Here is a 13,150-nt window from a genome sequence, read left to right as displayed (position 1 = left end):
AAGATGGGGACACCAGCCGAGTTGATGCTCTTGCAGATGCGGCGGCGAGCCGACTCCCCTGCTCCTAGAGTGGTAGGGGAGTCGGCTGCGCCCAATGCAAAGGTAGGTCAAGACTCTATGCCGGCGGCGCCGAGATGAGGTGTACCACTGCCTCCGGACGGACTACCGTGGTCCGGCCACTACCCGGCGATTGCCGTCGCGTTGTTGCAGGAGATTCTCCAGAGTGCTGAAAAGCAGTATGCGTGGATGTTGTGATGAACGCTACGGCTCCTGTGCTGCACAGCTTCGGCAATGCTTTCAGCCGTCTACCGGCATTCTGCGCAGGACGGACCCCCGTCGACCCAGCCATCCGGACTGGGACTGACGGGGTGCCTACCGCAAAAAGGCGCGAGAGCCGCCCCGGATGCCGAATCCAAACCCTCTTCCACCGTGGGGCCCGCAATGATTTTCAGGGCACACGGGCTGGTGCAACCAGGTTCGCGCCGGGCACGACTGGCGCCAAAACGCAACGTACCGCGATTGTCGGCATAGAACTACGATCCCGCATTCATGACGACGACGGCGGCAAACTGATGAGTTCCTGGCGGATCTTCCAACGCCTCATGCCGCGCAGTCCACTGTGATGCCTCCACGCCTGAGACCGGAACACTGGCCTTGGAGGGTGTCTAATCGACACGTTCAGTCGAGACAGCCGAGCCCCGAGTCTCTCCCCGCCTCATGGGCACATTACTCGAGTCGCCTTCCAGTTCACACGTAACGACTGCGGCGGACGGCCTGCGGTGCGCAAACAAAGAACGGCGGCTGCTCCACCTGGGCGAACGGCACGACGAGCCACCGACCGCCATAGAACTCGACGTACGAGTCCGGTGTGCACTTGGCGAAAGCCTCTTCGCGTGTCATCGTCATTCCTTTCCCAATTGGCTTCTGGGCTTCTGGACTGTCATCACCGTCAGAACCGTTGAGCTCCGACTTCGTTCTGAAGACCCTGGGTGCTTTCCCCGGCCGACGGACTCCCGCTGCCTGCGGTGCCTTTGGTAACCTCCTGGATCTGATCATATTACTTTTGTGATCAGATATGGAAGGCCTTGGTGTTGTGAATTCACGCCGTTGATGGAGGAGGTGTCGGTGAGCCAACTCCTTGGCACAGCCGCGAACAGCAGTAGTGGTCGAGGACGACGCGGACGCCAATGGCAACCATCGGGCTCATCTGCCGTGAGGCAGGGTTCAAGGTTCACACGGCCGGGTTCTCATCTACTTCTACTCGTCCTACTTAAACGCCTGTGAGGATTGGGGCGGCTGGTCTGGGACTGGCTGGCAGAGTAGGTGCAGGCCGTTCCACCCGGCGGTTGTGACTCATCTGAACGCTTGGCCCCCGTTGGGTGCCCTGTTATCGACTTGTCCGTCTGTTGGGTGGGCGGCCGGCACCTGCCCGGCCCACCTCGGTGACTTGATCAGAAGATTGTCCGCTCCCGCGCGGGGCGTGGCTCGTCACAGTGCTGTTCCGAAGTGACCTCTACCCGGACTGGTACCGGCCCGTAACGGCCTGACATGTCCGCGAAATGAGGAAGGTGCCAGAACCGCTATGACTATCGTTGTGCATTCCCACCCGTTTGTCGTGGGTGTCGACACCCACGCCCGGAAGCACGTCTTCGCCATCATCGCCGCGGCAAACGGCGAACGGATCGACAACCGGGATTTCCCAGCGACGGGCGCCGGGATCAACCGCGCCATTGCCTGGGTTGCCCGTCGCACCGAAGCCGATCTGGCCACTCTATGGGTGATTGAGGGCGCCGCTTCTTATGGTGCCGTGCTGGCCGGCGCTGTCGCAGCTGCCGGCTACCAGGTTGCCGAAGCCACGCGCATGGACGCCCTGCCGCGTCGTGGGGTAGGTAAGTCGGATCCGTTGGACGCGCACCGGATCGCTTCTGCCGTACTTTCCTTGGAAGAGGATAAGTTGCGCCGGCCACGGCTGAACGAAGGGGTCCGGGCGGCGTTGCGGGTCCTGGTCAGTGCGCGTCATTCGATGACCACGGACCGGACCAGGACCGTGAACGCGTTGACCGCACTGCTCCGGATCAATGATTTGGGCTTCGATGCGCGCGAGTCGTTGACCGGAAGCCAGATACTGGAGGTGTCCCGGTGGCGGGTCCGTGAAGAACCTCTTGCGGTGTCGGTGGCCCGCTCCGAAGCCGTCAGACTGGCCAAGCGCATCGGCGACCTTGACGCTGAGATCAAAGCAAACGGCTCCCGGATCACCGAACTGGTCGAGGTAAGCGAAGCCGCGCCGCTGCTGCAGGAATCCGGCTTCGGACCAGTCACGGCAGCCATATGCCTTACCGCCTGGTCTCATCAGGGCCGGGTTCATTCCGAGGCCGCCTTCGCCTCCCTCGCCGGGGTCAACCCCATTCCCGCTTCATCTGGAAATACCGTCCGTCACAGGCTCAACCGCGGCGGCGACAGGACCCTGAATAAAGCCCTTCACCTGGTTGCTGTTACCCGGATGGCCTTCGATCCAGAGACCATCGAATACGTAGCAAAACGGCAAGCAGAAGGGCGAACCAAGAAGGAGATCCGCCGGTGTGTGAAACGCTACCTCGCCCGAAGGATCTACCGCACACTCAATGCCAACAGTCCCCAGCCATTACTGCGTTGACAACCATAGAAGAGTCGATAACCGCCTTTCGTCGAGCTATTGTCCGCGGCGGGGGAGGTCACGCCGTCTTTCCCGTGAGGCAGCGAGGCCTGAAGGGGCAGGTTGCGTGGAAGAATCCGAGGCTGGGATCGCGGTTGGCAGGACTGGATCCCAGCGGCTCGCGTGGAGCGGTCGACTACGCCGTGGGCAGTGGGGCAGACCGCTTTATCCAGGTTCCGCTTTTGACCAATCTGTTGCCCGCGCCGGCACTGACACATAGGCTCAACATGTGAGTGGCGGGGACGGCAATCCGACAAGCGGATCCGGCCCGCGAGCCGTGAAGGAAAAAAGCATGGCAACAGGTACGGTCAAGTGGTTCAACGCCGAAAAGGGCTTCGGATTCATTGCCCCCGACGACGGAAGCGCTGACGTGTTCGCACACTTTTCAGCAATCGCATCCAGCGGTTACCGCTCCCTGGACGAGAACCAGAAGGTTCAGTTCGACGTCACCCAGGGCCCTAAGGGTCCGCAGGCGGAGAACATCCAGCCGCTCTAAGTGGTTCTCAGGAAGCTGGCCGGCTGCAAACCGGCCAGCTTCTCTGTTTTCACCCAGCCCCGTTGCCGCACGCATCGCGGCACGACCACAACGGAGGCCCGCCAGCCAAAAGGCAACCGTTCTGAATGTCCAACAATTCCATAACAGCAGCAGCGGGTCTGGCACCCATAGCCGGCGCATCCAGAACCACTGTCGTCCCTACTTCGTGAATTCGGACTCCGTGCCTGCCTCGGCGGAATAGCACAGGACAGCGAAATCCTCTACAAGGTTCAATAGGGCTTGGCTTGGCTTGGGCTTGGCGGAGGTACTGGTAGACCGTTTCCCGGCTGATGCCGTAGTCGCTGGCGAGGACGGATTTGGGGATTCCATTTGCTGCCCGCTGGACGAGCTCGGCGGCCTGTTCCGGTGTGAGGGTCTTTTTCCGCCCTTTGTAGGCGCCGCGCTGCTGGGCCAGGGCGATGCCTTCCCGCTGCCGCTCCCTGATCAGGGAGCGTTCGAATTCGGCGAAGGCCCCCATGACGGAGAGCATGAGGTTGGCCATGGGGGAGTCCTCCCCGGTGAAGACCAGACTTTCTTTGACGAACTCGACCCGGACTCCTTTGCGTGTGAGGCCCTGGACGAGGGCGCGCAGGTCATCGAGGTTGCGGGCGAGCCGGTCCATGCTGTGCACGACGACGGTGTCCCCGTGACGGGCGAAGCGCAGCAGCTCAGTAAGCTCCGGTCTGGACGTGTCCCTGCCCGAGGCTTTGTCCGTGAAGACCCGGTCCAGAACCTGGCCGTCGAGCTGGCGTTTCTCGTTCTGGTCCAGCGTGCTGACGCGCACGTATCCGATCCGCTGTCCAGCCACCTGAGCCTCCAAACCCTCAACCTGTCAGATTGAGTTCTATGGCCTTTCTTGGGGCAGGTCAAGATACTTGGATCGTTTGATGTCAGAGTGCGGTGTAGCTGATTCGGGCAGCCACCGATTCGATTGCCGTTCGGCCACTGCCGTGGCTGCCTGTCGGGCTGGTCTTAGCCTCCCAAGAGAATTGAAGTGATAGTTGCGGCACCTATGGCGATGATGGCTGTCGTTGCGGTGCGCAGGAGTAGCGTTTCGGGTGCTTTTTTATCGCGGAGGTTGGCATTCCGTCGCAGAAGGCAGACGCCGAGGACAGCGGTGGCGGAGGCAGCAACGGCGGCTGCGATTCCGAGGCCGAGGGAGGAGCCTTGGATATTGCCGCCATGGTGGGTGAGGGACGTTGCCCAGGCGCGCCAGATGAAGAAGTCGGAGACGATCATCGCCAGGAAGGTGCGCCTCCATGCGAGTGCCGTCCGTTCTGGCTGCAGGCCAGGGTCCCTGGTTGTCACCGGACGAGGAGGATGAGGATAGCGACGATGGCACCGGCAAGGGCGACGACGACGGTCATGGCCATCAGGAGCCAGGCGTGGGGGAGTTCCTGTTTTTGGCGCATGGCTTGTTCCTGCAGGGACCAGCGCCGGTAGGCTTCCAGGGCCAGGGTTGAGCCGACGACTGCGAGCACGAGGCACAGGAAGATCCGGACCGGGGACGGGGCGATTTGTGGGGTCAGTTGGTCGACGGCGATTGCGCCGGCGAGGATCGCCATCGCGGTGCGAATCCAGGCCAGAAAGGTCCGCTCGTTGGCGAGCGAGAATCGGTAATCAGGCATTTCGCCGTCGCGCCGCCATTGAGGTTCTTTGAGCTTGACCATCAGAGTGCCACCGTCCGGAAGCCGCAGTTTCCGCTGGAGGATTCGGGCGTGTTGGAGGTCCTGGCGGCGACGCGGTAGCGGTTGCAGTAGGACTCGTGGCACAGGTAGGAACCGCCGCGCATGACGCGCCCGGCGCCGCTTGTGGGGCCTTGGGGGTTCTCTTTGGGGGAGCTGCGGTAGTAGTTGGGGAAGAACCAGTCGTTGCACCACTCCCAGACGTTCCCGGCGGCTTCGTAGAGGCCGTAGCCGTTGGCGGGGAAAGATTTTACGGGTGCGGTCCCGAGGAAGCCGTCGTCCTGGGTGTTCGTGGTGGGGAAGGTGCCCTGCCATTTGTTGCAGCGATGCTCACCGTCGGGAGTGAGTTCGTCGCCCCATGCGTAGCGCTTTCCCTTCAGGCCTCCGCGTGCGGCATATTCCCATTCGGCCTCGGTAGGCAACCGTCGGCCGGCCCACTGGCAGTAGGCCAGTGCATCGTGCCAGGACACGTGCACCACCGGGTGTTCAGGGATGCTGTTCCAGTCCGAGCACCGGCCTGCGGGGTGTGCCCAGTCGGCACCGCGGACGTTCAGCCACCATGGTGCTCCGGCCGCGCGCCCGAGGACGTCCCCGTCGGTAGCGGCGACGAGGAGGTGGAAGACGGCCGAGCTCCCGTACTGCTCCGCCTCCGTACGGTACCCGGTCGCCTCCGCAAAGGCGGCAAACATCCGGTTCGTCACCGTCGTCGCATCGATGTTGAATGCGTCCAGTTTCACCTCGTGGACAGGGCCTTCCCCGTCACTTCGATAACCTTCTTCGAATGCGTCGCCCATGAGAAATGAACCTGCCGGGAGCGGCACGTCGGGGTGTACAGGTGCCGCCAGTGAGGCGGGAGCCGTATCAGGCGATACTACTACTCGTTTTGCATGCGGCACCGATGTGCCAGCGCTTGCTCCGTTGTCGGGCATGCAGCAGCCGGCGCTGGCTTCCTGCTTGTGGCAGTCCATGGTCCTCCTCGAGAGAGCGGGTTAGGAGCTCCTTTGGATCCTCCATCCACTATCGGACAGATATAACCATTCCACAAGTGCTATTGACGCAGTATTCTACTTGTGTCATCCTTTTGAAGGACAAGGTGATTCCCATCACGACACGAAGACCTTTCGGAGGCATCAATGAAGATGGAGAGCATCCTCCTTGGAGTGCTTCTTGAGCACCCCAGCACCGGCTACGATCTCAAAAAGTACCTCGATACGCACGGCCGCTTTTTGCGCTCCAACACGCAAATGAGCCAGGTGTACCGTTCGTTGAACAGCATGGAAAAGCAGGGCTGGGTGACGCATGAGCTCGATCCCCGCCCGGGTGCTCAAGACGCAAAAACTTACCGCGTGACGCAGGAGGGGGCCACGGTCTTCCTCGACTGGCTGACAGGACCGTACCAGCCGCCGTCGCGGTTCCAGGATCCCGAGCTGGGCGTGCGGTTGACGTTCTGTGGGTTCATGAGCGCCGAACAGTTGCTGCGAATTCTCGATACCGAAATTGAAACCCGCCAGACTGAAATTGCCCGGTACCGCAACCGGGACCGGAGGCAGGTTTGGGCGCCAACTGTCCCGTTTGACTCTGAACTGGCCGACTCGGTCGGGGAGCGCATGCACCTGATGGGAGCTGCAGCCATCGACGCCCACGTTGCCGCCATGATTGACCTCCGCCGCGACCTGCTCGACGGGAAGCTGTCTTCCCGCTCGCTGACCGCACTGCCCGGGGATGAACTCCCCGCAGAACCCCGCTGACAGCACGCCCGGGTCTTCTCCGGTCGTACGGTTCCCTGAACTCGACGCGGGTTGTTCGTCCGCCTCTACGCACCTGACTTTTGTCTTTGAAAGGATTCCCCATGCGGGCCATCATCCTGATGTTCGACAGCCTTAACCGGCATATGCTTTCCCCCTACGCCGCCGACACCATCGTCCACGCACCCAACTTCGCCCGGCTCGCCGCTAAGGCGACGACCTTCGACAACTTCTATGCCGGATCCATGCCGTGCATGCCCGCGCGGCGGGAGATGCACACAGGCAGGTACAACTTCCTGCACCGCTCCTGGGGACCGCTTGAGCCGTTTGACGACTCCATGCCGGAACTCCTGAAGCAGGCCGGCGTCCACACGCACCTGGTTTCCGACCACCCGCACTACTGGGAGGACGGCGGAGCCACCTACCATCCCCGCTACACCACGTGGGAATTCTTCCGGGGCCAGGAAGGCGATCCCTGGAAGGGCGTGGTAGAGCCGGTAGGAGAGGGTCATGACTGGCGGTCGCAGATGAAGCGGCAGGACGTGATCAACCGTTCCTACATGGCCACTGAAGAAGAGCATTCACAGACCAAAACGGTCGACGCCGGCCTTCACTTTCTCGATGTCAACAAGGACGCGGACAAGTGGATGCTCCAGATTGAGTTGTTCGACCCGCACGAACCGTTCTTCACCCACGACGCTTACAAGGCGATGTACCCGCACCAGTACGACGGACCGGAGTTCGACTGGCCCGGCTATCAAAAGGTCAGCGAATCCCAGGACCAGGTGGAGCACGCCCGCTACGAGTACGCAGCCCTGGTGTCCATGTGCGACAAGTCGCTGGGGAGGGTCCTCGACGCGATGGACAAGCACAACCTCTGGGAGGACACCCTCCTGCTGGTCAACACCGATCACGGTTTCCTGCTCGGTGAGCACGGGTGGTGGGCCAAGTCTGTGCAGCCCTGGTTCAACGAACTCGTCCACCTGCCGATGTTCCTGTGGGATCCCCGCACCGGGGGCCGGGACACCCGGTGCGGGGCCTTGGCTCAGACCATCGACATCGCCCCCACCATGCTGCGTTACTTTGGCCTCGAACCCACCGCGGATATGCAGGGCCAGGACCTCGCCCTCGTCGTCGAAGATGAGTCCGCAGAAGTCCGGGACGGTGCACTCTTCGGGATCCATGGCGGCCATGTCAACGTCACCGACGGCCGGTATGTCTACATGCGTGCGGCAGCGGATCCCTCCAACGGCCCGCTTGAGGATTACACACTCATGCCCACCCACATGCGCAGCCGCTTTGCCGTGCCGGAACTTACCGGGTGGCAACCTGCCGAACCGTTCGGATTCACAAAGGGCCTGCGCACCATGTGTGTGCAAACCAGGTCCTTCATGAACCCCTGGACCCACGGAACGCTCCTTTTCGACCTCGAAAGCGACCCGCAGCAGAAAACGCCGCTGACGGACGATGAGACGGAACTGCGAATGCTGCGGCTGCTCGTGAAGCTCATGCATGACAGCGACGCTCCTGCAAGCCAGTTCGAACGCCTCGGACTTCCAGCCGTGCGGGAACCTGGCGAAGAGCACCTGCTAGTCCGGAATCAGGCCGACCGCGCCCGCCTAGCTTTGGAACCGCTGCCCGCTTTGGAATCCCTCCCCGGCGGCGGAGCGGCGCTGACAGTCCCGGTCCTGGAACTCCTCCAGGATCCCAAGGCGCGTGAGGTGCTGGTAAGGCACCTGCCCGATCTGGTCAGCACCGAGCTCGTCAACCTCCCGGCGCAGCTCACCCTTCATCAACTCGCCGCGGTCGCAGCTGTCCCGGCGGCCGTCCTCGGTCCTATTGCCGAAGCACTCACTGCCGTTCCCACCGCCTGACCCAACCACCCATCCAGTCCCCTGGCAACGAAGACAGGATTCCTTCAATGAGCACTCACCGCGTACCCGCAACACCTGCCCAAAACACGGCCGCCGCCACCCAGGTGGAAGGCTTAGCCCAAGCCAGCCACGTCCCGCACCGCTGGCGCAACCTCGCCGTTCTCACCGGCGTTACCGTCGTGGACAACACCGAAGCCGGTCTTAGCACCACGCTGTTCCCCACCATCGCCGCCGCGCTGAAACTGCAAAGCAGCCACCTTGGCCTGTTGGCGGCCCTTGGCAAACTCGTCGCTGTACCCGCCGGTCCCGCCTGGGCCTGGCTGGCAAGCAAAATCGGACGCCGCAAGGCCCTGGTAGCCACAACCTTTGTCGGCGGTGCCTTCGGCATTGCCGCCGGCTTCTCGCAGGACTTCGTTCAGCTGCTGATCTTCAACACCCTGATGTCCGCAGCCATCATCGGCGGCAGCCCGATCGCGAACGCCATCATCGCCGACTCCTTCGACGACAGCCAACGAGGCAGGGCCGCAGGTTACTTCTACGGCTTCATCAGCCTTATCAGCTCGTTCATCGGCCCCCTGATCGCGCTCTTCACAGGACTGTCCGACGGGTGGCGCTACGGCATGTGGGCCATCGGCGCCATCTGCATCGCCGCAGGTTTGCTCGTCTTGTTCTTCCTCAAGGACCCCGGCGTCGGCGCGTCCGAAAAGCAGCTTGCGGACCTGACAGGACGTGAAGCCCTGGCACCGAAGGTAACCGTCGGCTCAGTCCTCTCGCTGTTCCGCATCCCGAGCTTCTCGGTCATGATGCTCTCCCGCCTGCTGTCCGGCCACCTCCTCATCGTGATCTTCGGTATCCAATTCCTCGTCGCCGAACGCCACTTCACCAACGCCGTAGCGGCCATTGTGCTCCTGCCCTTTGGGCTGGGCTATTTCGCCGGCACCGCGGGTGGCGGCTGGCTCACGGCGCTCCTCGACCGAGTCCTGCCCGACCGCGGCAGGATCGCCTACCTGCAGGGCGCCCAGGTACTCTTCGCCGCCGTCGCATTCTTCGCCACCCAGTTCAACTACGACAACATCGGCATCTACGGCATCTTCTGGGCACTGATGGGCTTCGCGCAAGGCGCCAACCCGCCAGCGAACCGCCCCATCGTTGCCGCCGTCGTCCTGCCCGAATTGCGCAACCAGGCATTCGCCATCTTCCTCACCGTCTTCGAAACCATCGGCTGGGCAGTCTTCTCCCTCGGCGCCGGCGCCCTGGCCGCATCCCTCGGAATTCAGACCGTGTTCCTCTGGACCCTCGTGATCCTCATGCTCATCAACGCGCTGGTTCTGACAGCACTCTATTTCTGCTACCCCCGGGACGTCGCCAAGGTACGTGACATCCTCGAAACCCGCCGCCAGGAAGCCCTCCAGCACGGCTAACCTGCACCCACACCGCACCCTCCCGCCACAAACACAGGAAGCATAACCAGCCCATGGAAACGCTCACCGCACACCAAACCCAAGAAAAAACCACCGACGACCGCCTCCGTGCCCTCCAGGCCCAACTGACCCTTGAAGAAAAGGTCCAGCTGCTGACCGGCCGCGACTTCTGGAACACCTGGCCGATGGAGAAGATCGGCCTGCGCCGGATCCTGGTCTCGGATGGTCCGACGGGTGTGCGGGGTGAGGCATGGGATGAGCGGCAGCCCTCGGTGAATTTCCCGTCCGCCACGGCGATCAGCTCTACATGGGATCCTGCCATGGCCGACCGCCTTGGTGCCGCGTCAGCGGTGGAAGCCCGGCGCAAGGGCGTCGATGTGGTTCTTGGCCCGACAATTAACCTGCACCGGTCCCCTCTGGGTGGCCGTCATTTCGAAGCGTTCAGCGAGGACCCGGTTCTCACCGGAGAGTTGGCGGCCGCATACGTAAATGGGGTGCAGCGCAACGGCGTCGGCGCCACGCCCAAACACTATGTCGCCAACGATTCAGAAACCGACCGCTTCACCGTCGACGTCCAGGTGGACGAACGCCCCCTGCGGGAGCTGTACCTGCTGGCGTTCGAGAAAGCCATCGTGGAGTCCCGGGCTTGGCTGGTGATGAGCTCCTACAACTCCATCAACGGCACCACCGCGACCGAGAACGACCTTCTGGAGACCCCACTGAACAGCGAATGGGGCTTCAACGGGGTGGTCATCAGCGACTGGACCGCCGTGCGCAATGTTGAGTCCGCGCGTGCTTGGCAGGATCTGGTCATGCCCGGCCCTGACGGGCCCTGGGGTGAGGCCCTCGTAACCGCCGTCCGGGCAGGGGAGATTCCGGAAGCCAGTGTTGACCGGAAGGTGCTGCGGATCCTGCAGCTCGCCGCCCGTGTCGGCGCGCTGGAAGGGTTCGAACCCGTCCAGGCAGAACCAGCTGACCGGGAAGACCTGGTCGCGTTCACCAGGGAGGCCTCCGCCGCCGGGACCGTGATGGTGAAGAACGACAGCCTGCTGCCGCTGGACCGCGCCGCGACCGGCGTCGTGGCGGTGATCGGGCACAACGCCAAGCACGCCAGGACACAGGGCGGCGGCTCGGCCACGGTTTTGCCGGAGAAGGTCGTCTCACCCCTGGACGGTATCCGCGCCGCGTTCGGTGACAACAACGTCACCTACAGCATTGGCGCGATAGTGCAGGAAGGCGTCGCCGAACTGCCCCTGGACCAGTTGACGAACCCGGCCACCGGCCAACCCGGGCTGCGCGTGAGCTTCCTGGACGCCGCAGGGGACGAATTGTTCGTTGAGGACCGCCGCTCCACCGCGCTGGTCTGGTTCGGCGGAGACGCCCCCGTCAGGGAATCCTCAGCCGTCCGGCTACACACCATCTACACCCCGGACGAAACCGGGGCGGTCCGCCTCGGGGCGGCCACCGTCGGCCAGACCAAGCTCTATGTCAACGACGTTCTTGTCCACGAGGGGAACATCAAGGTGGACGGCAAGGACATCGCCGAATCGTTCCTCGCCCCACCCTCCTCAACCGTGGAGATCCCTGTGCGTGCAGGTGTTCCGCTGGACGTCCGGGTGGAACTGGACACCTCCAACCGCACCGGGCCCCTGGACAACGCCCTCAGCATCACCCTCGGCACCGAGCCCGCAGATGTGGACCCTGAACAACTGATCATCGAGGCCGCCAACGCCGCGCAGGAAGCCGATGTCGCCGTCGTCGTGGTCGGGACGAACTCCCGCGTGGAATCCGAAGGCTACGACCGCACCACCCTGGACCTGCCCGGCATGCAGGACCGCCTGGTGCACGCGGTCGCAGCCGCGAACCCCCGCACAGTCGTGATCGTCAACGCCGGCTCACCCGTCATCATGCCGTGGCGGCACGAGGTCGCCGCGATCCTGATCGGCTACTTCGGCGGCCAGGAATTCGGCAACGCCCTCACCGACATCCTCACCGGCACCGCCGAACCGGGCGGACGCCTGCCCACCACCTGGCCCGCCACTCAAGGCACCGTCCCGGTCATCAACACCACCCCCGACGCCAACGGCAAACTCCGCTACGACGAAGGAATCCACATCGGCTACCGCGCCTGGCTCAAAACCGGAGCCACACCCGCCTACGAATTCGGCTACGGCCTGGGCTACACCACCTGGAAACTCGACACGGTCAACGGACCCACCGAGCCGGCTGCACCCGGGGACGTCGTCCCCGTGACCGTCACCCTCACCAACACCGGCGAACGGTCCGGCAAGCACGTGGTGCAGGTCTACGCCGAGAAGACAGACTCAGCCGTCGACCGGCCGGTCCGGTGGCTCGTCGCCTCCACCCCAGTCTGGGCCCAACCCGGCGAAACCGTCACCAAGACTGTCGAAGTCCCCAGCCGTCTTCTGGCGTACTGGGACAACGGCTGGAGCTATGAGGCGGGCAAATACGAACTCCTCACTGGGTTCTCAGTAAAGGACCTGCAATCCAATACCACCGTAGTGCTTGCGCCATGACCGAGAGGGACCACAACAGCACACCCGGCATGATCGAAGTCAGGGTAGGTAGCCACGCCGAGGTCGACGCAGCACTCGACGGGGCCATCGGAACAGTTCGAAACGCCGCTACCCGCCATCAAACCGGCATCATGGTCACCAGAACAGGCCCCGGCCGGTACATCGTCAGGGCCCACCCAGCCGTACCCTTCGGCCTCATCCGCGAACAACACCAACAGGACTTGGCCTGAAGATGTAACTGCTGCGCACCTCAGCACACCGCAGAACGGCAGGACGGGCCCGGAGCGGCGTGACCGGCCGAATCACAGCTGGCCTTGCTCCAATCGTGAGGATATAGCGCATAGAGGGTCGACCGTGTAGCAGTGCGCGGTTTACGGAATCCCGGCCAATTCTTGATGTGCGGGGTGGGCCACGCCTAAAAGTCCCGCCGCTGCCCTTTACCGCGCAGCGGCGGGATTCCAACTAAACAAACTGTTCCCGCCCTGCACCAGTGGAATCCTTCCTCGGCTCAGACTGCCCCATGCTGAAACGGCTGCTCCCCGGCCATTTTTAGCGCCGATAACCACGATTTCGTCAAGTTGCTGGGTGCGTGCATGCTTAACGCTGCTCCTGACTAAGTGAGGGGCAGAGCAACCTGCTCCAAACAAGAAGGCCAAATAAT

Annotated in this window: 11 protein-coding genes and 1 pseudogene; 7 read left to right on the top strand and 5 right to left on the bottom strand. The window is 63.0% G+C overall.

Annotated elements, in window-relative coordinates:
• Positions 1–747: 747 nt before the first annotated feature.
• Positions 748–900 carry a hypothetical protein gene (locus QF036_RS24065; RefSeq protein ID WP_307106158.1) on the bottom strand — a complete coding sequence of 51 codons (153 nt, stop codon included), beginning with the start codon at positions 898–900 and terminating at the stop codon, positions 748–750.
• A gap of 682 nt (positions 901–1,582) precedes the next feature.
• Between QF036_RS24065 and QF036_RS24060 the strand changes: the two genes are divergently transcribed.
• Together QF036_RS24060 and cspE are read left to right on the top strand one after the other, a co-directional pair.
• Positions 1,583–2,653 (top strand): IS110 family transposase, encoded by a 1,071-nt coding sequence (locus tag QF036_RS24060; RefSeq protein WP_307106156.1) that lies wholly within the window; start codon positions 1,583–1,585, stop codon positions 2,651–2,653.
• Positions 2,654–2,984: 331 nt separating this feature from the next.
• Positions 2,985–3,188 carry a transcription antiterminator/RNA stability regulator CspE gene (gene cspE, locus QF036_RS24055; protein WP_104046164.1) on the top strand — a complete coding sequence of 68 codons (204 nt, stop codon included), beginning with the start codon at positions 2,985–2,987 and terminating at the stop codon, positions 3,186–3,188.
• Positions 3,189–3,471: 283 nt separating this feature from the next.
• Here the strand turns inward: cspE and QF036_RS24050 are convergent.
• The 4 genes and pseudogenes from QF036_RS24050 to QF036_RS24035 all read right to left on the bottom strand — a co-directional run.
• Positions 3,472–4,035, bottom strand: a pseudogene (locus tag QF036_RS24050) (recombinase family protein); the annotation flags it as partial.
• A gap of 164 nt (positions 4,036–4,199) precedes the next feature.
• The gene (locus tag QF036_RS24045; protein ID WP_307106154.1) at positions 4,200–4,535 is read right to left on the bottom strand and encodes a DUF202 domain-containing protein; all 336 of its coding nucleotides are present in this window, start codon (positions 4,533–4,535) and stop codon (positions 4,200–4,202) included.
• Positions 4,532–4,897: a YidH family protein gene (locus tag QF036_RS24040; RefSeq protein WP_307106152.1), complete on the bottom strand. Its 366-nt coding sequence runs from the start codon at positions 4,895–4,897 to the stop codon at positions 4,532–4,534. The genes QF036_RS24045 and QF036_RS24040 overlap by 4 nt, the downstream gene beginning before the upstream one ends.
• Positions 4,897–5,880: a formylglycine-generating enzyme family protein gene (locus tag QF036_RS24035; RefSeq protein WP_444875990.1), complete on the bottom strand. Its 984-nt coding sequence runs from the start codon at positions 5,878–5,880 to the stop codon at positions 4,897–4,899. The genes QF036_RS24040 and QF036_RS24035 overlap by 1 nt, the downstream gene beginning before the upstream one ends.
• A gap of 165 nt (positions 5,881–6,045) precedes the next feature.
• Between QF036_RS24035 and QF036_RS24030 the strand changes: the two genes are divergently transcribed.
• The 5 genes from QF036_RS24030 to QF036_RS24010 all read left to right on the top strand — a co-directional run bounded on the left by QF036_RS24030 (position 6,046) and on the right by QF036_RS24010 (position 12,719).
• Positions 6,046–6,660 carry a PadR family transcriptional regulator gene (locus QF036_RS24030; protein WP_307106150.1) on the top strand — a complete coding sequence of 205 codons (615 nt, stop codon included), beginning with the start codon at positions 6,046–6,048 and terminating at the stop codon, positions 6,658–6,660.
• Between the two features lie 101 nt (positions 6,661–6,761).
• Positions 6,762–8,531: a sulfatase gene (locus QF036_RS24025; RefSeq protein WP_307106148.1), complete on the top strand. Its 1,770-nt coding sequence runs from the start codon at positions 6,762–6,764 to the stop codon at positions 8,529–8,531.
• Positions 8,532–8,578: 47 nt separating this feature from the next.
• Entirely contained in the window at positions 8,579–9,952 is a 1,374-nt protein-coding gene (locus QF036_RS24020; protein ID WP_307106147.1) for an MFS transporter, read from the top strand.
• 53 nt (positions 9,953–10,005) lie between these two features.
• Positions 10,006–12,489 carry a beta-glucosidase family protein gene (locus QF036_RS24015; RefSeq protein WP_307106145.1) on the top strand — a complete coding sequence of 828 codons (2,484 nt, stop codon included), beginning with the start codon at positions 10,006–10,008 and terminating at the stop codon, positions 12,487–12,489.
• Complete coding sequence (locus QF036_RS24010; protein ID WP_307106143.1) at positions 12,486–12,719, top strand: hypothetical protein; 234 nt, start codon at positions 12,486–12,488, stop codon at positions 12,717–12,719. The genes QF036_RS24015 and QF036_RS24010 overlap by 4 nt, the downstream gene beginning before the upstream one ends.
• Positions 12,720–13,150 lie beyond the last annotated feature (431 nt).

The sequence above is a fragment of the Arthrobacter globiformis genome, assembly GCF_030817195.1.
In the GTDB taxonomy this organism is placed as follows: Bacteria; Actinomycetota; Actinomycetes; order Actinomycetales; family Micrococcaceae; genus Arthrobacter; species Arthrobacter globiformis_D.
Note: the sequence above shows the minus strand (reverse complement) of the source record. Positions and strands in the feature narration are given on the sequence as shown.